At 65.9% G+C, this 21,532-nt stretch carries 20 protein-coding genes; 10 read left to right on the forward strand and 10 right to left on the reverse strand.

Features of this window, described 5'->3' with window-relative positions; genetic code table 11:
• Window positions 1–91: 91 nt before the first annotated feature.
• Window positions 92–598: a hypothetical protein gene (locus QX108_RS21975; RefSeq protein WP_315782365.1), complete on the reverse strand. Its 507-nt coding sequence runs from the start codon at window positions 596–598 to the stop codon at window positions 92–94.
• 388 nt (window positions 599–986) lie between these two features.
• On the opposite strand from QX108_RS21975, the gene QX108_RS21980 reads away from it, so the two are divergent.
• Together QX108_RS21980 and QX108_RS21985 are read left to right on the forward strand one after the other, a co-directional pair.
• Window positions 987–2,327, forward strand: coding sequence for a carbohydrate porin (locus tag QX108_RS21980; RefSeq protein ID WP_172113716.1), 1,341 nt, complete (start codon window positions 987–989; stop codon window positions 2,325–2,327).
• Between the two features lie 191 nt (window positions 2,328–2,518).
• Window positions 2,519–3,718 (forward strand): adenylate/guanylate cyclase domain-containing protein, encoded by a 1,200-nt coding sequence (locus QX108_RS21985; protein WP_315782363.1) that lies wholly within the window; start codon window positions 2,519–2,521, stop codon window positions 3,716–3,718.
• 46 nt (window positions 3,719–3,764) lie between these two features.
• Here QX108_RS21985 and QX108_RS21990 read toward each other — a convergent pair whose 3' ends face one another.
• A complete protein-coding gene (locus QX108_RS21990; protein WP_315782361.1) occupies window positions 3,765–4,775 on the reverse strand; it encodes a hypothetical protein in 1,011 nt (336 codons plus the stop codon).
• Window positions 4,776–4,788: 13 nt separating this feature from the next.
• Complete coding sequence (locus QX108_RS21995) at window positions 4,789–5,076, reverse strand: DUF3303 domain-containing protein (protein WP_172180546.1); 288 nt, start codon at window positions 5,074–5,076, stop codon at window positions 4,789–4,791.
• Window positions 5,077–5,297: 221 nt separating this feature from the next.
• On the opposite strand from QX108_RS21995, the gene QX108_RS22000 reads away from it, so the two are divergent.
• The gene (locus QX108_RS22000) at window positions 5,298–6,080 is read left to right on the forward strand and encodes a hypothetical protein (protein WP_172180544.1); all 783 of its coding nucleotides are present in this window, start codon (window positions 5,298–5,300) and stop codon (window positions 6,078–6,080) included.
• A 162-nt stretch (window positions 6,081–6,242) separates the two neighbouring features.
• Here the strand turns inward: QX108_RS22000 and QX108_RS22005 are convergent, their stop codons facing one another.
• A complete protein-coding gene (locus QX108_RS22005; RefSeq protein WP_315782359.1) occupies window positions 6,243–7,967 on the reverse strand; it encodes a caspase family protein in 1,725 nt (574 codons plus the stop codon).
• A gap of 182 nt (window positions 7,968–8,149) precedes the next feature.
• Here QX108_RS22005 and QX108_RS22010 point away from each other — a divergent pair, with 182 nt between their 5' ends.
• The gene (locus QX108_RS22010; RefSeq protein WP_315719319.1) at window positions 8,150–9,058 is read left to right on the forward strand and encodes an amino acid ABC transporter substrate-binding protein; all 909 of its coding nucleotides are present in this window, start codon (window positions 8,150–8,152) and stop codon (window positions 9,056–9,058) included.
• A 74-nt stretch (window positions 9,059–9,132) separates the two neighbouring features.
• On the opposite strand, the gene QX108_RS22015 is transcribed toward QX108_RS22010, so the two are convergent.
• From QX108_RS22015 to QX108_RS22035, 5 genes are all read right to left on the reverse strand, one after another.
• Entirely contained in the window at window positions 9,133–9,477 is a 345-nt protein-coding gene (locus tag QX108_RS22015; RefSeq protein WP_315719320.1) for a hypothetical protein, read from the reverse strand.
• 60 nt (window positions 9,478–9,537) lie between these two features.
• Window positions 9,538–11,379 (reverse strand): dihydroxy-acid dehydratase, encoded by a 1,842-nt coding sequence (gene ilvD / locus QX108_RS22020; protein WP_315782356.1) that lies wholly within the window; start codon window positions 11,377–11,379, stop codon window positions 9,538–9,540.
• Window positions 11,380–11,699: 320 nt separating this feature from the next.
• Entirely contained in the window at window positions 11,700–12,473 is a 774-nt protein-coding gene (locus tag QX108_RS22025; RefSeq protein WP_315719322.1) for a hypothetical protein, read from the reverse strand.
• Window positions 12,474–12,572: 99 nt separating this feature from the next.
• Window positions 12,573–13,082 (reverse strand): DUF3455 domain-containing protein, encoded by a 510-nt coding sequence (locus QX108_RS22030; RefSeq protein ID WP_315719323.1) that lies wholly within the window; start codon window positions 13,080–13,082, stop codon window positions 12,573–12,575.
• A gap of 347 nt (window positions 13,083–13,429) precedes the next feature.
• A complete protein-coding gene (locus tag QX108_RS22035) occupies window positions 13,430–14,644 on the reverse strand; it encodes an NADP-dependent isocitrate dehydrogenase (RefSeq protein ID WP_172131025.1) in 1,215 nt (404 codons plus the stop codon).
• A 292-nt stretch (window positions 14,645–14,936) separates the two neighbouring features.
• Between QX108_RS22035 and QX108_RS22040 the strand changes: the two genes are divergently transcribed.
• The 4 genes from QX108_RS22040 to QX108_RS22055 all read left to right on the forward strand — a co-directional run bounded on the left by QX108_RS22040 (window position 14,937) and on the right by QX108_RS22055 (window position 18,821).
• Window positions 14,937–16,136, forward strand: a complete 1,200-nt coding sequence (locus QX108_RS22040) for a TrmJ/YjtD family RNA methyltransferase (RefSeq protein ID WP_315782353.1) — start codon at window positions 14,937–14,939, stop codon at window positions 16,134–16,136.
• Window positions 16,137–16,451: 315 nt separating this feature from the next.
• Window positions 16,452–17,234: a hypothetical protein gene (locus QX108_RS22045; protein ID WP_315782352.1), complete on the forward strand. Its 783-nt coding sequence runs from the start codon at window positions 16,452–16,454 to the stop codon at window positions 17,232–17,234.
• A 221-nt stretch (window positions 17,235–17,455) separates the two neighbouring features.
• A complete protein-coding gene (locus QX108_RS22050) occupies window positions 17,456–18,568 on the forward strand; it encodes a DUF2336 domain-containing protein (protein ID WP_315719326.1) in 1,113 nt (370 codons plus the stop codon).
• Window positions 18,569–18,605: 37 nt separating this feature from the next.
• On the forward strand, window positions 18,606–18,821 hold the full coding sequence (locus tag QX108_RS22055) for a hypothetical protein (RefSeq protein WP_315719327.1): 216 nt from the start codon (window positions 18,606–18,608) through the stop codon (window positions 18,819–18,821).
• Between the two features lie 45 nt (window positions 18,822–18,866).
• Here the strand turns inward: QX108_RS22055 and QX108_RS22060 are convergent, their stop codons facing one another.
• Window positions 18,867–19,547 (reverse strand): TetR/AcrR family transcriptional regulator, encoded by a 681-nt coding sequence (locus QX108_RS22060; protein ID WP_315782349.1) that lies wholly within the window; start codon window positions 19,545–19,547, stop codon window positions 18,867–18,869.
• 248 nt (window positions 19,548–19,795) lie between these two features.
• On the opposite strand from QX108_RS22060, the gene QX108_RS22065 reads away from it, so the two are divergent.
• Both QX108_RS22065 and QX108_RS22070 read left to right on the forward strand, forming a co-directional pair.
• On the forward strand, window positions 19,796–20,338 hold the full coding sequence (locus QX108_RS22065; RefSeq protein WP_172113730.1) for an OsmC family protein: 543 nt from the start codon (window positions 19,796–19,798) through the stop codon (window positions 20,336–20,338).
• Window positions 20,339–20,372: 34 nt separating this feature from the next.
• A complete protein-coding gene (locus tag QX108_RS22070; RefSeq protein ID WP_315719329.1) occupies window positions 20,373–21,494 on the forward strand; it encodes an acyl-CoA dehydrogenase family protein in 1,122 nt (373 codons plus the stop codon).
• Window positions 21,495–21,532 lie beyond the last annotated feature (38 nt).

Here is a 21,532-nt window from a genome sequence, read left to right on the forward strand (position 1 = left end):
TGTACATGGAGCGCGGCAGCGATTGGCGCGCAGATGACGACGAGATCGATACTTTCCTAAAGCGCTTCTACCCGTGGGGCCACATCGAGATTCATGGAGGCCATTCGCCGTCGAGCATCGTACGCCGTTCGTCTTCCGTGAAGTCGGCCGCGATGCGACCCAGTGCGCGTTGGCCGCGGGCGATCGCGATGACCCCGATGATGCTGTCGATCAGCGCCGCGTCATTGGCCGAGGTAAGCTCTCGCAGACCGATGTCCACCAGTCGGCGCCAAGCGGCGTCGTAGCTCTCCCGCAGGTCGGCCGGCATTGCAGGATTACGAGCGTCGTCTCGCGCCAGCTCGATCGTCGCGATGATCGCGTAGGTCTGCCAGTCGGCAACACTGCGGCGCTCGTGGATTCGGACCAGACCGGGCACGGCAGCGAAGGATGCTTCGCCGATGTCGCCTTGATGGTGCAGCTCATTCCAGAGCTCGTCCCAGGCGGAGGCGTCGCCACGTTCGAGGCGTTGCAGGGCCAGGCGTGGATCGTAGGGGACGCGATAGCCGCCGTGGAGGCTGGTCCAGCGCTCTTCTGACAAATCAAGCTCGGACATCTTCATGCGGCGAATCTCGTCGAGATGGGCTCACTGTCAGCCAAGAGCACAGGTCCGCAACCACGACAAACGGCCGCCGAACTCTGTCGCGTCGCTCTCCGCGGGACGCTTCCAGGCGTCAGAGCAATTACCATGCGGGACCGATATTCCGCACCGCAGTATGTGACGTCCATGTCACAGTTACTTTTATACCGACTCCACAATATAATATGACTATTCAAAGGCACCTTGGCGCTTGCTAGGGTCCCCATCCAATCTCAGGTTGACGAATTCGCCCAATGAATGGGCGGCGGCCGGGGGTGAGCCGAGGGGAAGCGCGTGCCGGGACGGAGGGCTCCGGGCCGGACGCGACAGAACAACAGCCGGAGCCTGGGGCGCTGCGAGGAGCAGGAAAATGAGTGGTTATGTGACGACCGCACGCATGTGCGGCGTGGGTGTTGCTTTGTCTCTGTTGGGGTGTGGGGCGTATGCGGCGGATATGCCGACCAAGGCGCCGATTCCCTATGCCGGGGTCGATGATTTCTGGACGCGGCCGTATCTGTTCGGCGATCTCGGCCGGACCCGATTGAAGGAGCAGGGCATCTCGCTCGCGCTCACGCTGGGTGACGAGGCCGTCACCAACCTGTCGGGCGGCGCGCGAAATACATCTGCCAATGCGGGGCAGTTGTGGTTTCAGGCCAAGTTCGACATGGCCAAGCTCGCCGGCATCCACGGCGGCACGATCGGCCTGACGCTGGTCGATCGCTTCGGCAAGAACCTCAACAGCGAGGCCGGCATCCCCGCGCTGCAGCTCACCAACGAGGTGTTCGGCCGCGGCAACATCCTGCGCCTGACCGAACTGTACTACTCGCAGAAACTGTTCGACGATCGCCTGGAATTGAAGGGCGGCCGTCTTCCGGTCGGCTCCGACTTCTTCTTCGGCCAGTGCGAGTTCATCAACCTGACCTTCTGCGGCGGCCAGCCCGGCAACATCCAGGGTGGCTACATCTACAACTGGCCGGTCAGCCAGTGGGCCGGTGTGGTGCACTACAACTTCACCAAGGAGTGGAAGCTGTCGGTCGGCGTCTACGACGCCAACCCGAACTATCTGACGACGTCGGACGCCGGCGTCTATCTGGCGCCGGGCATTCCGCGCTCGAATCCGGCCGCGGGCGTGCTGGTGCCGGTGGAAGTGGTGTGGGAGCCGAGCGGCCCGCTCAACGGCACCTGGCGCTTCGGCGGCTGGTATGACAGCGCGTCGTCGATCGATGGCGGTCTGCCCGGCATCGTCGCCGTCGTTCCCGGCGGTCCCGGCGTGGGCGATCAGAACCTCAGCAGCCAGCGCGGCCGCTATGGCTTCTACGAGTCGATCCTGCAGCGTCTGACCGTCGAGGGTCCGAAGGCGCAGGGCTGGTACACCTTCCTCAACACCAGCGTCGCCGATCACCGCACGTCCTATCAGGACTACCAGATCTCCTGGGGCATCAAGCACACCGGCACCTTCTCGTTCCGTCCCGAGGACGAGGTCGGCTTCGCGGTCGGCACCACGCATGTCAACTCGGCGGCGCTGACGCCGAATGCCGGCGGCAACGAAGTGCCGATCGAGGCCTGGTACGGCTGGCAGGCCACCGGCTGGATGAACCTGAAGTTCGATGCGCAGTATGTGATCAATCCGGGCGGACGCGGGTTCAACGCGGCCGGCGTGAAGACCGGCAATGCGTTTGTTCTCGGCTTGCGTACGGTGGTGCACTTCTGATCCGAAGACGAATCGGAGCGGGCGGATGCGTCATCCGCCCGTCACTCGCTGTGCGGCAGGGCATCGGCCGATCGCGTGGGCTGTAGCCCTGCCCACCAGGGCAGGGCACCCGGCGATGATGTCGATTGACTCTTTTGCATTGCGACACGACATCTCCTGCACCGCCAGCCGAGGCCGCCCAGGAGATTGCCATGACCGCATCTGACGCCCACCTCGCTCCGGGCCAGCGCCTGGGCGACGAGGTCGTGGACTGGCTCACCAACGGCACCCGCGACGAGCGCTTCATCGACAACATCTTTGGCCAGATGTGCGTCAGGCTGCAGCGCGCCGGCATTCCGGTGATGCGCGCCTCGCTGCATGTCCAGATCAATCATCCGCAATGGCTCGGCGCCCGGATGCTGTGGAGCGACGGCATGGAGGGGGCGGAGATCGCGCGCGTCGACTACGACGTGCGCGAGCGGTCGGAATATATCGGCAGCCCGGCCAGCGAGATCGTCGACGGCGCCGAGGAGATCCGCGAGAATCTGGCACGCGACCCGGAGCTCGGCCGCCAGCATGCCGTCTATGACGACATGCGCGCCATGGGCCTGACCGACTATGTCGCCTGGCCGATCTACCACACGCTGGGCAAGCGCCACATCGTGACGTTTGCGACCGACCGCCACGGCGGCTTCGACCATGCCCATGTCGATGCGCTGCGCCGGCTCGTCCCGGTGCTGGCGCTGGTCAGCGAGATCCGCATCAAGAACCGGTTGGCGCGGACCCTGCTCGAGACCTATGTCGGGCCACATGCCGGCGAGATGGTGCTGGCCGGGGCGACGCGGCGCGGCAGCGGCGAGACGGTGCGCGCCGCGATCATGATCTGCGATCTCCGCGACTTCACCAAGATCTCCGACAACTGGCCACGTGACGACGTCATCGATCTGCTCAACGGCTATTTCGACGCAATGGTGGAGCCGATCACCCAGCATGGCGGCGAGATCCTGAAATTCATCGGCGACGGCCTGCTGGCGATCTTTCCGCTCAGCCAGCCCGACGCTTGCGCCAACCTGTTGCACGCGGTGACCGGCGCCCGGCAGGCCATGGCGGAGCTGAACGCACGCCATGCCGAGAGCGGCCGTGCACCGCTGCGCTATGGCATCGGCATCCATGTCGGCGACGTGATGTATGGCAACATCGGTTCGCGCTCGCGGCTCGATTTCACCGTGATTGGACCGGCGGTCAACATGGCCTCGCGCATGGAGGCGCTGACCAAGCAGGTCGGCCGCCCGGTGCTGATGTCACGCGCCTTCGCTGAGCTCGTCGAAGGACCGTTCGCCCTGGAGCGCGTCGGCGAATTTCCGGTGCGTGGCTTCAGCGACCCGATCGAGCTGTTTGCGTTCGAAGGGTAGGGCATCGTGCTGCGATCTACGAGCTGTGCCGTGCTCACGGCATGGCTCAGCGGCCGAATTCCGCCTGAAGCCGCAGGAACGTCTCGGTCGGGCGAGCATAGCTGACGAGCCTGACGTCGAGCTCGAAGCTCGACGCCAGCAACAGCGCGCGGCGCAGCGCGTCCTCGATCCAGCTGTCCTCATTTCCGAATGCGCCGCCGCCGACGCTGGTGAGCAGGACGATGTTCGAGCCGCGTGTGGCATTCAGCACGGCCGCCCAGATCGTCGCCTCGTAGCTGGCCTCCAGGACCAGGCGAGCGAAGCTCTCCCAATATCGGGGAGCGGGCGAGCAATAGGCCACGGGAAGCGCAGAGCAGAAGGCCTGCGACACCGTCGGTCGCGGCTCGTCGGCGTCGGTCAGCTCGACGTCGGAATGCAGGCCGATCCGAAGCTGTCCGCGCAACGCGTCGATCTCGTCGTCGTCGCTGGCATTGAGGATGGCCGTGATGCTGTCGAGTCCGGTGCGCGTGCACAGGGCATAGCCGTTGGTCATCGCCCAAAGTTCGCCGCCGCGCGGCAGGCGGCGCTTCAGAGCCGCCTCGACATCTGCGAGCGCATCGATCTGACGCTCGCGGGTCTGGCCCGATTGGCCGCCGACCGGGGCAAAGTAGTTCCGGTAGATCGTCGCGGCGCCTGCGGCAATCGCGCAGGCCGGCCCCTGCGTCAAATCGTGCTGGTAGATCGTCACGCCATCTTCGGGGGTGGCGTGCGGTCCGATCATCTCCAGCAGATTGAACTGCGAGGCGACCTGGAACAGGGCGCCGGCGAACTCCGGAAACAGATGAAGCTCGCGGATGTCACCGCTGACGGGACTTACGCGCAGCCGTCCTGGCCTGCACGGTGATTGCCGCGCCTGTCGGCGCAAGTCCGACAAGCTCGGGAGCTCGAGCCGTCCGGTCGCGTAGCTCCGGCCGTTGACGAGGGACGCCAGGCGTCCGTTCTCGACCTTCAGCCTGGCTCGCGTGGAGGCATAATCGGTCTCCTTGAAGCCAGTCAGTCGTTCGAACCAGTCCACCATTGCTCCTTCCAGCTCACGCCTGGTCGAGATACGGCGCCACCACCTCGCGGGTCTCGGCGCTGGTCACCACCGGCACGATCTCGAAGGTCATGCCGGTGTCGCGGGCGTTGGCCAGGATCCATTGCTGCAGCAGGCGGGCGTCGTCGCATTCCATCAGCTGGAAGCAGCGGTCGAAATTCGGCTCGATCCAGCTGCCGAGATATGTCAGGCCGTCGGGAAATTTGATGCCGGGGTCGCGGACGCGGCGGTAGACCGGGATCGGGTCGCGGTCCTTGAAACGTTCGATCACCATGAACAGCATGCGTCGCTCCGAAATGTGTCGCGGCGCATCTTGGGCGGGATTGATGCGGACATCCAGTCGCCTGGCGGCCCATGTTGGGATGGCCGATGGCTCCATTTCCCGTCCGGACGTTGATGTGCCAGAGGTTGAGCATTTGCGATACACGCTCATTGATCTTGCGCAATGAAATACACGCAATATTAGAATGATATCGCCGCCACGGTCGATCCACGGAGGGGACAATGGCGGCGATCATCGGAAGTGAACGGCTCAGCCACCGGCTTGCGAGGGCTGTGTTCGGCGTCTCTCTGCTCTTGGGCGGCGTGACGGCTCTCGACTTCGGCGTTGGCATCGTCGCCGCGCGGGCGCAAGGCGCTGGTGCGGTGGAAGGCGTGGCGCCCTGGCAGGCACAGCGCGCCATCGACGACTACATCGAGCGTTTCATGGTGGCGCAGCGGCGCTTCGGCCGGGCCAAGCTCGGCCATGAGAATTTCTCCGTGCGGGTCAAGGTCGAAGGCCTGACACGCGTCTACAACAAGGACGTCGGCGCCATCTGGGTCGCGCAATTCAGCGGGGCGATCGTTCCGACCGTCGTGGATCCCAATGCCGAGCAGGGGTACGCGCACGCGCTGCTGAAGATCTATCTCGACAAGGACAAGGGCGTGCAGGTCGTCGTCAACGAGGGCCAGGGCGTCTGGACCATGACGCAGAAATCGGCCATCCTCGCCGAGGAGTTGCCCGACGATCCCGGTGGCTGGAAAGAGTGGGGCGGGCCCGGCGATCCGCCGGAGGCATCGCATCGCACCGCGACTGGCGATCCCAAGGTTGAGCGCAGTCCTCCAACGGGCTCGCTCGGCAGCCATCCTGCCGGCGATCCCCTTATCCAGCAGCTCGCGGCTGAGGTTTCTGCGCTCGGTGCGCGTGTCGCGGAGCTCAGGAAGGCCGGGGCCAGTGCGGAATTGCAGAAAGCCCAGGAAGCGTGGCAGGCGGCGCAGGAGCGCTACAGAGCGGCCTTGCCGCACTAGTGCATCGGTCCGAAGCGAAAATCAGCGTCCTCGCAATGAGACGCCAAAGGTGTTTGCGGAGATTCATGCTCAAACGATGAGAACGTGTTGCGTTTCCCGGGAGCCGCAACATCGTCGTCCGCAGGCGATCGTGCGGCAGGTACGAACGTCGGATGTGCCGGCTCACCTTCGCCCGGCCATCATCCGACCGATGCAGTTGTTGAACGACATCGTGTTGCCGCCGGCGCCGTTGCGGCCGTATTCCCACTTGCCGGTGGCGGCATCGCAGCGGCCGCCGATCTCGATGGCGCAGCGCTGGCTGATGCTGGTGCAGCGGCCGCCGCCGCTGACGCGCTTGGGCTCCGGCTCGGTGCGCATCGCCACCGCCGGCTCCTTCTTGCGCGCCGGCTCCTCGCGTTTCACCGGCTCGGTCTGCTTCCGCGCGACAGGCTCGTCCTTGCGCCTGACGCAGTCGCCGTCCTCGTCGCGCGCCTGACCGGCCGGGCAGGCGATGGCGACGCAGCTCTCGCCCTCGGCGCGCTGGCCCTTGTCGCAGAGCAGGGGACAGACGCGCGACGTTCTCGCCTTCACCGCATCGAGCGCGTCGAGGCTCGCCACCTTGACGTCGAACCGGGTGCCGGCCTGCTTGTTGAAGCGCTCCAGCGCGCGGCGCGCATTGCCGTCCCACGTGCCGTTCGAAGCGCCGTCGCTGTTGGCGGTGCTGCAGCCGACGCGGCGCAGTTCGCCGAAGAGCAGGCGCGGCAGGTCCGGCGGCTGCACCGCCGCGGCGGGCTTCTCGGCGGGCGATGGCAGCGCCGCCACCACCGTCGGCTCCGGTGCGGGCGACTTCTCCGCTCGCGGCGCCGGCTCCGGCGGGCTGCGTGTGACCTCGGCCGCCGGCGGCTCGGGCCCCCGGGCGGTGTCCACGGGCTTGTCGCGGAGATCGGCGGGCCGGGTCGCAGGAGCGGCGGTGACGGACGAGGAGAGCTTGGCGCGCTGCGCCTTGGCGAGCGCGGCGTAGAAGCCGGTCGGGTACTTCTCCAGGAAGGCGTCGAACGCGGCCTGGCTGCCGATGCGCTCGGCCAGCTCATAGTCACGCCGCATCGCTGCGTCCGGATCGGTCGCCGCGGCGGCCGCGGGCGCAGCCGGCACCAGCGCCACGTCGTTGCCGCCGAGCGAGCCGTACACATACGGCTCCTGGCGATAGCCGGTCGCCTTCAGCACGTCGTCGCGGACGAAGCCGAAGGCACGGCGCAAATCGAGGCCGGGCTTCGGCAGATGCGCCACCAGCGCGGTGGCGAACGGGCTGTTGCTGGCGTCGCCGTCGGCGGCGGTCGAGCCGGCCTTGGCCGAGAAGGCGATCATGGTGTTCGGGCTCGGCGGCTCGACCTTGGCAAGGCCGCGGCCGATGCTGCGCGAGGCGACGCTGCGCTTCATCGTCTTGGCGAACGGGTTGTCGCGACAGGCATCGAGCACGACGAGGCGCAGCTGCTTGGCGGGCTCGATCGCAAACAGCACGCGCTCCAGCGCGATCGCCTCGTCGAGCACGTCGCTGTCCGCCTCCAGCGCGGCGTCGGTCGGGATCAGGTAGTTCACGCCGTCGAGCTCGATGCCGTGCCCGGCGTAGTAGATCAGCGCGACCTCGGCCTCGCGCGCCCGGGCACCGAACTCGCGCAAGGCGCGGCGCATCTCCTGCACGCCGAGATCGAGCTTCACATCGACGCGCTCGAAGCCGGCGGTCCTCAGCATGTCGCCGACCAGACGGGCGTCATTGGCCGGGTTCGATAGGCGGGCGACCGTCTTGTAGGTGGCGTTGCCGATGATCAGCGCGACGCGCTTCTCGGCCAACGCGGCCGTGCTGCCGCTCAGCAGCAGAACGAGGACTAAGAGGTAGCGCAATGCCGACATGGTTGCCCCAGACGATCGTCCTGACTCGCAGCCGGGGCAGACTATCCGGCAATATCGACAAAGCAAGGTCGGCCCGGGGAGGGGGCCGCCGCGCTGGCCTGCCGTCTCGGCAGCCGTCATGATGCCCTGGCGCAGTCCTTGCTTCCGTGACGCAACCCGCATCCTCTCGGAAAGAGAACCGTATGAAGATCACACGTCTCGTTGCCGGCGCGCTGCTCGCGCCACTGCTGATGATTCCGGCCGTTGCCGAGGAGCTCACCGGCACCCTGCAGAAGATCAAGGAGACCGGCGTCATCACGGTCGGCTACCGCGAAACCTCGCTGCCGTTCTCCTACATCGACGACAACCAGAAGCCGCTCGGCTTCGCACTCGACATCTGCAGCAAGGTCGTCGACGAGATCAAGGCGACGCTGAAGCTCGATAAACTCGAGGTAAAGCTGATGCCGGTGTCGTCGGCCACGCGCATTCCGCTGATGACCAACGGCACCATCGACCTCGAATGCGCCTCGACCACCAACAATATCGATCGGCAGCGGCTGGTGTCGTTCTCCCACACCTACTTCCTCACCGCCAGCCGCTTCGTCGCCAAGGCCGCGAGCGGACTCAAGACCATCGACGATCTCAAGGGCAGGACGGTGGCCTCGACCTCGGGCACCACCAACATCAAGCAGCTCTACGAGGCCAACACCGCCCGCCAGCTCGGCCTCAACGTCGTCGCCGCCAAGGACAACGCCGAGGGCTTCCTGATGGTCGAGAACGGCCGCGCCGATGCCTATGTGATGGACGACATCCTGCTCGCAGGTCTCGTCGCAAGCGCCAAGACGCCGTCGGACTTCGCGATCTCGCCAGACCAGTTCTCGTTGCCCGAGCCCTACGGCATCATGCTGCGCAAGGACGACCCCGCCTTCAAGGCCGTGGTCGACCGCGCGACCACGAAGCTCTACACCAGCCCGGAGATCGCGACGCTCTACGCGAAATGGTTCATGACCCCGGTGCCGCCGAAGGGCGTCAACTTCAACTTCCCGATGACGGCGGTGCTGCAGAAGGCGTTCGCCAACCCGAGCGATAGCGGGGATCCGAAGGCGTATTGAAGCTAACTCGAATCCGGGATGGCGTCGGGTGCTTCGCCCGGTGCCGTTCGACTTCAAGTGCAACGGAGACCCGGTCAGTCAGTCGGAAAGCGGCTGTCGGTCGCTCTGATGTGGCGCTCTTGCGTCGTTGGGGCGGCGTCGTAGATGTACAGCGTCACGGGACAACGTTGTTGGTTGGCCCAGTTGATCGCGTCACGAAGCGAAATGCTGCGCCTGATGTCGTAGTCGACGACCAGGTGCGGAGGTGCCTCGTCGGCCCAATCGGAGTCGCGACAACTGTTGTCGTGCTCGGTAGCTTCAACGATCGCGTCTACGCATTTCCAGCGGTAAGGATGCTGCCGCCGATCAATGATATTCCAGATCATCGGATTGGACCGGCATGGCGGCCGGTCGAAAGCTTGGAGGCAGAATGAACTCATTCTGCCTCCAGTCGTGATACACGTTTCGCCGCCCGCAACCAATACTCAAACCGTGGCGCCTCACCCCTTGACGATGCGCACCGCGCCCTTGGCGGCGCTGGAGGCAAATGCCGCATAGGCCTTCAGCGCGGTCGAGACCTTGCGGGCGCGCGTCCTGGGCTTCCAGGCCTTGTCCCCCTTGGCCTCCATCGCCGCGCGGCGCTGGGCGAGCTCGGCATCCGACACCGCGAGATGGATGGTGCGGTTGGGGATGTCGATCTCGATCCGGTCGCCGTCCTGCACCAGGCCGATCAGGCCGCCTTCGGCGGCTTCCGGCGAGACGTGGCCGATCGACAGGCCCGACGTGCCGCCCGAGAAGCGGCCGTCGGTGATCAGCGCGCAGGCCTTGCCGAGGCCCTTCGACTTCAGATAGCTCGTTGGATAGAGCATCTCCTGCATGCCGGGGCCGCCGCGCGGGCCTTCATAGATGATGACGACGATGTCGCCTTCCTTGATCTTGTTGGTCAGGATGGCCTCGACCGCGGCATCCTGGCTCTCCATGACGCGGGCGGGACCGGCGAATTTCAGGATCGAGGCATCGACGCCGGCCGTCTTCACGATGCAGCCGTCCAGCGCGATGTTGCCGGTCAGCACCGCGAGGCCGCCGTCCTTGGAATAGGCGTGGTCGATGTCGCGGATGCAACCCTTCTCGCGATCGAGATCGAGCTCCTGGTAACGGCGGTCCTGGCTGAAAGCGACCTGGGTCGGCACGCCGCCGGGCGCGGCCATGTAGAAGTTCTTGACGCTCTCGCTGGCCGTGCTGCGGATGTCCCAGCGCTCCAGCGCCGATGCCAGCGAGGCTGAATGCACGCTCGGCAATTCGGTATGCAGCAGGCCGGCGCGGGCCAGCTCGCCGAGGATGCCCATCACGCCGCCGGCGCGGTGCACGTCCTCCATGTGCACGTCGGCCACGGCGGGCGCGACCTTGCACAGGCAGGGCACCTTGCGCGACAGGCGGTCGATGTCGGTCATCGTGAACGGGATCTCGCCCTCATGCGCGGCGGCGAGCAGATGCAGCACGGTGTTGGTCGAGCCTCCCATCGCGATGTCCATGCTCATCGCGTTCTCGAACGCCTTGAAGTTGGCGATGCTGCGCGGGAGCACCGACGCGTCGTCCTGCTCGTAGTAGCGGCGGGCGAGATCGACGATCAGATGGCCGGCCTCGACGAACAGGCCCTTGCGGTCGGCATGCGTCGCCAGCACCGAACCGTTGCCGGGCAGCGACAGGCCGAGCGCCTCGGTCAGGCAGTTCATCGAGTTCGCGGTGAACATGCCCGAGCAGGAGCCGCAGGTCGGGCAGGCCGAGCGTTCCATCACCTCGACGTCGGCGTCCGAGACCTTGTCGTCGGCGGCCGTGATCATGGCGTCGATCAGGTCGACCTTACGCAGCTTGCCCTGGATGTTGACCTTGCCGGCCTCCATCGGCCCGCCCGAGACGAACACGGCCGGGATGTTGAGCCGCATCGCGGCCATCAGCATGCCCGGGGTGATCTTGTCGCAGTTGGAGATGCAGACCATGGCGTCGGCGCAATGCGCGTTGACCATGTATTCCGTGCTGTCGGCGATCAGCTCGCGCGACGGCAGGCTGTACAGCATGCCGTCATGGCCCATCGCGATGCCGTCATCGACCGCGATGGTGTTGAACTCCTTGGCGACGCCGCCGGCCTTCTCGATCTCGCGCGCCACCAGCTGGCCGAGGTCCTTGAGGTGGACATGGCCCGGCACGAACTGGGTGAAGGAGTTGACGACGGCGATGATCGGCTTGCCGAAATCCTCGTTGGTCATGCCGGTGGCCCGCCACAGGCCGCGGGCGCCGGCCATGTTGCGGCCATGGGTGGAGGTGCGGGAGCGATAGGCGGGCATCGGCGGTTCCTCGGGACTGGCAATGTTGGTCCGGCAGGCGGGGCGGCTGGCCGCGGCGGCCGGACGGGCGGCAAAAGATGCCGGAGGCATACCGCGAAGTCCTTGATGATTCGACCCTAAATTTTGCTGTTCCGGGATGCCGTGGGGGCAGGGCCGGGGGCCTCGTCGCGCTGCCGGAGGTGCCGCTTGGCCGGCGTCTTCTTCATGCTGATCGCAGTGCTGGCGCTGATCAAGCGCTTCAGCTGGGGCCGCTGCTATTCCTGGTGATGGCCGCGTCCGCGCATCTGCGCGCTGAGGAGGTTGGGGCTAGCAGCGCGTGGCTAACAACTCTTGCCGCCGGGCCACTCGATCTCGAGATGCTCGTTGTTGAAGGCAGGGTCTTCCTCCGAGCCCCGACGCCAGCAGGTCATCCCGGCCGGCAGCGTGCTCATGCGGATCTCCTGGCCGTCGGGCACCAGGCCGCCGAAGGCCAGCAGGTCGATGAAGCGGTTGACGAGGTCGATGATGGCGGCGCGGTGCTCGGCGCGGACGCTGTGGATGCTGACGTCCGGACGGCCGAACTTGCGCATGCCGCGGGTGTGAAACCACGCGCTGCCGTCCTGCTCCGGCGAGACGAAGGTGACGACGTGCTGCCGCGGCTCGCAATGTCCGACGCCGAACGCCCGCGCCCGCCACTCTGCCGGGCTCCACCATTTCAGGATCTGCGGGTCGTAGATCGCGACCCCGCCGGCATCCAGGCAGAAGGTCAGGAGACCGATGACGTCGCGGAAATAGCTCAGCGTCGGCGGATCGGTGACGTCGCCCCTGACGACGAGGCAGAAGTCCTGGGCGGCGACGACCGCGGCCAGATCAGGATCCTGTGCGACGAGCCTGCCCCAGGCGTAGCCGGTGCGAAAGCGCGACACCACCATGGGCTGGACGGTCGGGCCGTAGCCCATGAGATCGAGGCCCTCGGGGAGGCCGCGCGATCGATAGGTCCCCCGTGAGAACGGGCGATCGATGTCGACCCAGCCATAGACGACATAGCAGAGGAAGGCATTGGGGCCGCCCGCAACGTAATGCGGACGCGGCCAGTCGGTGAGCGGCGACGTCATCAGCCCCCCTCCGTGGCTTGCGGCGGGAGCGAGGCGCATAGGGTCGCCGGACCTGGGACATGCGCGCGTGCTCTTCCGGCGAGGCGCGGTCCCATTCGCTCACTCCTTGCGCAGGAAGACGTAGTCGGCGGCGTAGGCGATGCTGCGGAGCTGTCCGGCGGTCTCGCAGGCGCCCTCGAGCTTGCCGCCCGAGGTGTTGATCCGCTGCACCGCGGTGATCTCGGACAGGACGCCCTTGCCGCCGCGATGCGAGACCACGGCGAGCTTCAGCCAGTGGATGTCGTTGTCGCTGGCGCCGACCGCGGTCCCTACCACACGGCCGCCGATCATCGAGCCGTCCTGATGCTCCCAGCTCGGGCCGGCGTAATGGCGGCCGACGGTCTTGCCGTCCTCGAACAGGGTGGCGATCGGCTCGCGGAAGGCCCAGGCGAGCTTGCCGTCCTGGCCGGTCTTGCATTCGTAGACCTGGGCACCCTCGGCGTGCAGCGTCAGCGCCGGCTTCTCGCCAGCCGCGATCAGGGCATCGGGGATCGCAGTTTCGGCCGCCTGGGCAGCGCCGCCCAGGGCGCAAAGCAGCAACAACAGCGATACCGTCGGGATCTCGCGCATGGTGAATTCCCTCAAAGACAATCAAAAACGGAAACGGGTCGCGCTTATGGCACGGCCTCGCTGATCGTTGGTGATCGCGAAGGCGGAAGTGAGATCACGCGCGTGTACGTGGGTAAAATGTCCCCATACCCGCGGTGACGATGGCCGCTGTTGATTGTGGCAATCTCGGTCAGCAAGCGCGCTGCAACCTCCCGCCCTTTGCGGTGTGAAGAACGGGGAGAGGGGGAGCACTGCCGCCGGGGCTTGGACTGCATGGCACGTCCTCGGGGCCTGCACATGAAAACGGGCCGCGCTTGTGGCGCGGCCCGTGGCAAATTGGTGAAACCGAAGGGCGAAAGTGGCGAAACTTACGCCGCCATCGCCTTGGTCAGGTTCTCGGCGATCTTGTCGAGGAAGCCGGTGGTCGACAGCCAGCGCTGGTCGGCGCCGACCAGGAGGGCGAGGTCCTTGGTCATGTAGCCGGACTCGACGGTGTCGACGCAGACCTTCTCCAGGGTGGTCGCGAACTTCGCCAACTCGGCATTGTTGTCGAGCTTGGCACGGTGCGACAGGCCGCGGGTCCAGGCGAAGATCGAGGCGATCGAGTTGGTCGAGGTCTCCTTGCCCTTCTGATGCTCGCGGAAGTGGCGGGTCACGGTGCCGTGGGCGGCCTCGGCCTCGACGGTCTGGCCGTCCGGCGTCATCAGCACCGAGGTCATCAGGCCGAGCGAGCCGTAGCCCTGCGCCACGGTGTCGGACTGCACGTCGCCGTCATAGTTCTTGCAGGCCCAGACATAGCCGCCCGACCACTTCAGCGCCGCGGCGACCATGTCGTCGATCAGGCGGTGCTCGTAGGTGATCTTCTTGGCCTCGAACTTGTCCTTGAACTCCTTGTCGTACACTTCCTGGAAGATGTCCTTGAAGCGGCCGTCATAGACCTTCAGGATCGTGTTCTTGGTCGACAGATAGACCGAGTAGTTCTTGGCGAGGCCCATGTTGAGCGAGGCGCGGGCGAAGTCGTAGATCGACTCGTCGAGGTTGTACATCTCCATCGCCACGCCGGCGCCGGGGGCCTTGAACACTTCCTTCTCGATCACCGTGCCGTCGTCGCCGACGAACTTCATCGTCAGCACGCCCTTGCCGGGGAACTTGAAGTCGGTGGCGCGGTACTGGTCACCATAGGCGTGGCGGCCGATGATGATCGGCTTGGTCCAGCCGGGGACCAGGCGCGGCACGTTCTTGCAGATGATCGGTTCGCGGAACACGACGCCGCCGAGGATGTTGCGGATGGTGCCGTTCGGCGACTTCCACATCTCCTTGAGGCCGAACTCCTTCACGCGGGCTTCGTCCGGGGTGATGGTGGCGCACTTGACGCCGACGCCGACCTTCTTAATGGCGTTGGCGGCATCGATCGTGATCTGGTCGTTGGTCTTGTCGCGGCTCTCCATCCCCAGGTCGAAATACTGCAGATCGATGTCAAGGAAGGGGTTGATCAGCTTGTCCTTGATGTACTGCCAGATGATCCGGGTCATCTCGTCGCCGTCGAGCTCGACGACCGGGTTGGTCACCTTGATTTTTGCCATGATCGATGGGGCCTTCTTGGGAACAGCGCGCCAGGAATGGAAAGCGCTTGTGAAATCAAGCGCGTCATAGCACTGCTGCATCGCGGGCGGAAGCCGAGCCGGTAGGCGCCCGGTGCCGATTTTCGTAGCCCTGCCATGCCATCGACGCCTCGCCCCCTCCCGTTTCGCGCAAACCGTAGAATTCTTGGCTAAGCCAGTTATTTTACTTGAGAATTCCCGCCAGCCGGGCCAACGGATCGGGCAGGGCGCAGCGTCGGCGCTGTTAACGTGACGTGGAAGTTGAGGGGCAATCGTGTCGGGCACCGACAAGACGAAGGTGGGACTTGAGATCGCAGGCCCGGTGGTGGTCCTGGTCGAGCCGCAGCTCGGCGAGAACATCGGCATGGCCGCGCGCGCCATGGGCAATTTCGCGCTGTCCGAGCTGCGCCTGGTCAATCCCCGCGACGGCTGGCCCAACATCGCCGCCCAGCGGGCGGCGGCGGGCGCCGACCACATCATCGATCATGTCCGGCTGTTCGACACCCTGCCGGAGGCGATCGCCGATCTCGATCTGGTATTCGCGACCACGGCGCGCTCCCACGATCAGGCCAAGCCGGTGATGGGGCCGGAGGCGGCCGCGCGGGAGATGCAGGGCCAGATCGTGGCCGGCGGCCGGGCCGGCATCCTGTTCGGCCGCGAGCGGGCGGGCCTGACCAACGAGGAGGTCGCCCGTGCCAATCGCATCGTCACCTATCCGGTCAATCCGGGCTTCGCCTCGCTCAACCTCGCCCAGGCGGTACTGCTGATGGGTTACGAATGGTTCAAGCTGGTGACCGCGGGCGCGCTGCCGTTCGCGATGCCCGAACGCTCCGAGCGCTCCAGCCAGGGGCAGATGGAGGCGTTCTTCGAGAACCTGGTGCGCGAGCTCGACCGGGTCGAATTTCTGCGGCCGGCCGAGAAGCGCGAGACCATGCTGGTCAATCTGCGCAACATCTTCTTCCGCATGGAGCCGAGCCGGCAGGACATCCACACGCTGCACGGTGTGATCGTGGCGATCGCCGAGGGGCGCAAGGGGCCGGCCAAGGGCGGCGTGCTCGACAGCGAGCAGGCGACCCGCTTGCGGGCGCTGATCGCCGAGCAGGGCACGGTCGCCAACCTGCCGGATTCGCGCGGCTCGCTGCGCGGGCTCGCCCGGCTGCTCCGCCGCAACCCGACCGACGCCGAGCGCGCGTTGTGGCACGCGCTGTCGCGCGACCGCCGCTTCGCCGGCCAGTTCAAGCGCCAGACCCCTGTCGGCCGCCACATCCCCGACTTCGTCTCCTTCATCCACCGCCTCGCCATCGAGCTCGTCGGCCCCGACGAGAGCGAGGGCGTGGTCGCCGACCGCAGCGCAAGGCGGGCGTGGCTGGAAAGCCGCAACTATCGGGTCACCGAGGTGAAGGCGGCTGATGTCGAGAGCAATCTGGAAGCCGAGCTGGTGAGGCTGCAGGGGCTGATCGCCGAGACCAAGTAGCCGAACCGCTCATCGCGAGCCGCGTGGCGGCTACCAAGGGCTCCGCGCGTCCGTCCATCACGCGCAATCGTCGATTGAGTTGTCGCGTGGCTCACACGGCCCCGGCAACTTCATCTCGCGCCCGCACGCCCGAGTCTGCGATCCCGTTTACACGGGCTGAACGATGTTTGGTGAACGCAATTGCAGATTGTGGCTCATCCGATCGGTTCTGATTAGATCGCAGCACAAAGAGCAAGATCTAAGGGGGCATTCATGGCTAAGCGACGATGGCATTCGTTTTTGTGTTGTGCGTTGATCGTCGGTTCGGTCTTCGGCTTGTCGGCAAGCACCCACGCAGCGGCCGCGAAGCGTTGCACGACCGCAGCCGATCTCGGCGCCGACGAGCGCATTGCCGGCTGCACCGTCGTGATCGAGCACGGCAAGCCGGCGACGCCGCAGGTGATCGAAGCCCGTTTCGCGCGTGCCGGCGCCTACTTCAGCAAGGGAGATGTCGAGCATGCGATCGACGACTACAAGATCGTCATCGAGCAGTCCTCGGCCGGTCTTCTTGCCGCATTCGATCGCGCGGCTCCTGATCTGCGCGAGAGCGAGCCGCAGCCGGGGGCGGGTTTCGGGCGGGCATTCGGCCGCAACGGCTACCGGGCGAAGGCCTATCGCGCGCTGGGCATCGCAAGCTTCCAGGCAGGTCTCCTGGAGCAGTCGCAGGACGACTTCAGATGGCTCAGCGAGATCGACCCCAACAATGCCGAGGCGGCTCTGTGGCTGGATCTGGCCCGCCGCCGCGCCGGCCTGCCGAGCGAGCTCGCCGACCACGCGAAGCGGCTCGACATGAGCAAATGGCCGGCACCGATCGTCCGTCTCTTCCTCGGGCAGGAGACGGCAGAGGCTGTGCTTGCAGCGGCAGATCGCGGTGCTCCTGCCAGGCGCAAGGCACGGCGTTGCGAGGCGAGCTTCTTCGCCGGCGAGCTGATGCTCGACCAGAGTCGCGAGCGTGACGCCATGCAATTGATCGACCGGGCTGTCGCCGAATGTCCTTGGACATCGCGCGAACGGTCGGTCGCCGAGGCGGAGACGCGCGCGCTCCGCGTCATACCGTAAGCGTCATGCCGTAAGCGTCATGCGTCGCTCGCGCGGGAAGAACAATAGGCCCGGCAAGTCCCGCGGCGACCTGATTGCCGGCCGCATGCTTAACGCGCGCGTGCGCATTTGAGTGAAAATGCCCGGTCAAATCCGCACGGCGCGGGTTACGGAACGCTCGGGTTCGAACGGTATGATCTGCGCATTGCCCTTCCATCTTTGCAGCGGTGCGGCCTTTCATCATGAACGAAACCAGATCGGTGTTGCGGGACCTCGAGGATGCGATCGCGCGGGGGACCGCCGACAGCCGGGAGCGCGCGCTCTGGCATGCGACCGACCTGCTGATCGCGGGACGGTACTGCGAGGAGGAGATCGCCACCTTCGGCGAGGTCATCGGCCGGCTGGCCGACGAGATCGAGGTCGAAGCGCGTGCCAAACTCGCTGATCGTCTCGCCAAGATCGAATATTCACCGGCCAGCGTCATCCGCAAGCTCGCCTTCGATGACGAGATCTGGGTCGCCGGCCCGGTGCTGCGCGAATCCGAACGTCTCGACGATGCCACGCTGGTCGAGAACGCCAGCACCAAGAGCCAGGAGCATCTGCTCGCCATCGCCGAGCGCAAGACGCTGAGCCCGGCGGTCACCGACGTGCTGGCCACGCGCGGCAATCGGGACGTCGCCACGGCCGTGGCGCGCAATCACGGCGCACAGTTTTCCGGCGCCGGATTCCTGCACATGGTCCAGCGGGCAGAGAACGATTCGATCCTCGCCGAGCACCTCGGCCGGCGGCTCGACATCCCGCGTCACCTGTTCCAGCAACTGATCGCCAAGGCCTCGGACGACGTCGGCAAGCGGCTGGCAGGGGAGCGGCCGGAGCTGCTCGGCGAGATCCACAGCTCGGTGGCCAACATCGCGGGCGACCTGCAATCGAAATTCGGCCCGGGTTCACGCAACTACTTCGTCGCCAAGCGCACCGTCTCGATCCAGCATCGCCTCGGCAATCTGCACGAGAGCAGCATTGCCGGCTATGCGACCGCGCACAAGGTCGAGGAGGTGACGATCGGCCTCGCGCTGCTGTCGGGCCTTCCGGTCGACGTCGTCGAGCGGGCTCTGTTCGACCGCAACCGCGAGATGCTGCTGATGCTGGCCAAGGCGTTGCATTTCGGCTGGGATACGACGATGGCGCTCGCCTTTCTCGGCGCGCGCGATCACCGCATCACGGCGGGCGAGCTGCAGGATCTGGAGCGAGACTATGCGCGGCTCGACGTGCAGGCGTCGCGCAGCGTCATCGATTTCTATCAGTCGCGCAAGAACTCCGCCAAGGGCGGACGCGAGCAGCGCGCGCTCGCGCATTGACCGGGAAGCCAAGCACGAGGTGTCGCGGATGAATGGCATGGGACTCCAACCTCGCGGTGGGCGAGGGCTCGTTCGTCGCGAAGCGCCTGCGGACCGCGCGGCGGTCGATGCGGCCTGGCATGTGCTCGAAGCGGCCAATGAGCTCGGCGATGAGGCAACCGTCGCAGCCTGCCGGCGCGTGATCGACGCAAGCCTGAATGGCGCCGTCGCGGACCACGCCGACCAGAAGCTGGTGATCGACTACTTCCGCTAGCGCGACGATGAGATAGGCAGATGAAATAGGCAGGAGCAAGTCTGCTCAGACGGCGGCGAGTTGCGAATCCGTCTTGCTGCCGCGCTTCCCCGTCTTCAGCTTCGCGGGCTCGAACAGCGCACTGGCGGCGAGGCCCGCCGTGTCGGCGACCTCCGGATTGCGCGATACCATCGCCGCGACGATCGCGCCGTCGATTAGCAGCGCCAATTGATGGGCGAAGCTTTCGGGCTCCACGGCTCCCATGTCCCGGGCAAGCTTCTCGATATGCGCCAGGACCACCTTCTTGTGGCGCATCGCGATGGTGCGGAACTGCTTCTGGTCCTTGTCATGCTCGCCGACCGCATTGATGAAGGGGCAGCCGTAGAAGCGTTCCTCGCTGAACCAGCTCTTCAGCGCCGGGAAGATGCGCGCCAGCTTGGTCTCGGCATCACCGCCGCCGCTCTCCATCTCGGCAATGAACCACTCGCGCCACTGCTTGCCCTCGCTTTCGAGCACGGCGGTGACGAGCGCGGTCTTCGATCCGAACAGCTTGTAGAGCGTGGTCTTCGCCGTGCCCGCCTCGCTGATGATGGCATCGATGCCGGTGGCGTTGATGCCGTTCTTGCAGAACAGCCGCGTCGCTGCACCGAGCAGCCGGCCCCGCGCGGATTCGTCATCGCTGGCGGAGATCGTCCGCGCGATCGCCTGCTTCTTGCCGGTTTGTTTGCCCGCAGCTGACTTGCCCATGTGCGCAAGCTTAGTCGCTGTGCGCGTGAGTCAGCAAGACTGCTGATGCCGTCGAGGCAGCGTTGCGCGCAATTTGATCGCGGCCGGCAGCATTCTGCATCGCACTTGGGCAGGCGCGGGGTGGGCGCTTTTCGCCACGATTGCCTAAGCCGCGAGGATCATTCCGCCTTTTGAATTCCTGGGGTGCTGGCACGCTTCGTGCAGGAAACAGACCGTTCGGTATCCTCGATCCCAGGGAGAGAAATGAGATGACGGCTGTGGTTCAGAAGACGGCCCTGACGGGCTGCCTCGCACCCATCGACAAGAACGGGCTCGAACAGCTCATCGTCAACGGCAAGGCCAACCCCAAGGTCATCAAGACCCTTAAGTGCAAGACCGTGGCGGAGGGCAAGTTCCGCCACGCCAACTACATCCGCAACCTCGCGCCCTACATCGTCGACGAGCCGCCGGGGCTGCTCGGGGACGACACCGCGCCGAATCCGTCGGAAGCCTCGCTCGCCGCGCTCGGATCCTGCCTGGCGGTGGGCTTGCACGCCAACGCCGTGCATCGCGGCTGGATCGTCAACAAGCTCGAGCTGGAGCTCGAGGGCGATCTCAACATCACCGCGGTCTGGGGCACCGGCGACGTCAGCGAGAAGCCGGTCGGCTTCACCGATGTCCGCGTCAAGGTCGACATGGAATGCGAGGGCATCCCGCAGGAGGAGGTCAAGGCGCTGATCGATCACGTCAAGAAGTGGTCGCCGGTCGCCAACACCTTCACGCGTCCCGTCAATCTCGAGGTCGGGATCTGATCTCGGCTTGAACGCCCGAGCAGCGGAGGACGTCATGGGTTCACTCGGACAGCATCTGGCGGTCGATGGGGCGGGCGTGATGCCCGTGCCGTCGACCGTGGAGCAGGTGGCGGCGATCGCGCGCAACGAGCTCGCGCCGCTCGCCTCTGGCATCGACGCCGGGACGGTGTATCCGGCCGACGTGCTCCGCCGCTTCGGCGAGGTCGGGGCGTGGAGCAGCCATTTGCCCGATGGCGGCAAGGCGGATCTCAACAGCGCGATCGCCTCGATCGCGGCGATCGGCGAAGTCTGCGGCGCCTCCGCCTTCATGGCGTGGTGCCAGAACACGCTGGTCTGGTACATCGCCAATTCCGGCAACAAGGCGCTGGTCGATCGGCTGCTCGACGATGCCGCGAGCGGCAAGCTGCTCGGCGGCACCGGGCTCTCGAATCCGATGAAGAGCTTCTTCGGCATCGAGAAGCTCAAGCTCAGGGGACGCAAGGTCGAAGGCGGCTATGTCGTGCGCGGCGTGCTGCCCTGGGTCTCCAATCTCGGCCCGGACCACATGTTCGGCACGATCTTCGAGCGTGAGGATGCGCCCGGCGAGATCGTGATGTTCATGGCCGACTGCGCCGATGCGGCGGTCACGTTACAGCCGTGCCAGCCGTTCCTGGCGATGGACGGCACCGGCACCTACGGCATCCAGTTCCGCGACCTGTTCGTGCCGGACGAATTGATCCTCGCCGATCCCGCGGGGCCCTTCGTCAGGAAGATCCGTGCCGGCTTCATCCTGCTGCAGGCCGGCATGGCGCTCGGGCTGATCAAGGACTGCATCAAGATCATGCAGGAGGTCGAGGCGCCGCTCGGCCACGTCAACCGCTATCTGCCACAGCAGCCGGTCGACTTTCATGCGCTCGCCGATGAGCTCGCAAAGGAGACTTCCGCGCTCGCCAGCGATCCGTTCAACACCGACGAGATCTATTGGCGCAAGGTCGTCGCGCTCCGCCTGCGTGCCGGCGAGGCCAGCGTCGCTGCGGCTCATGCCGCGATGCTCCATTGCGGAGCACGCGGCTATCTCAAGGGCAATCGCGCCGAACGCCGCCTGCGCGAGGCCTATTTCGTCGCGATCGTAACTCCCGCGACCAAGCAGCTCCGCAAGATGCTCGCCGACGGCTGACGCCGGCGAGAACGGCAAACCAACAAATCCCAACCAGG

The sequence above is a fragment of the Bradyrhizobium sp. SZCCHNR1002 genome (assembly GCF_032381435.1).
GTDB classification, from domain to species: domain Bacteria; phylum Pseudomonadota; class Alphaproteobacteria; order Rhizobiales; family Xanthobacteraceae; genus Bradyrhizobium; species Bradyrhizobium aeschynomenes.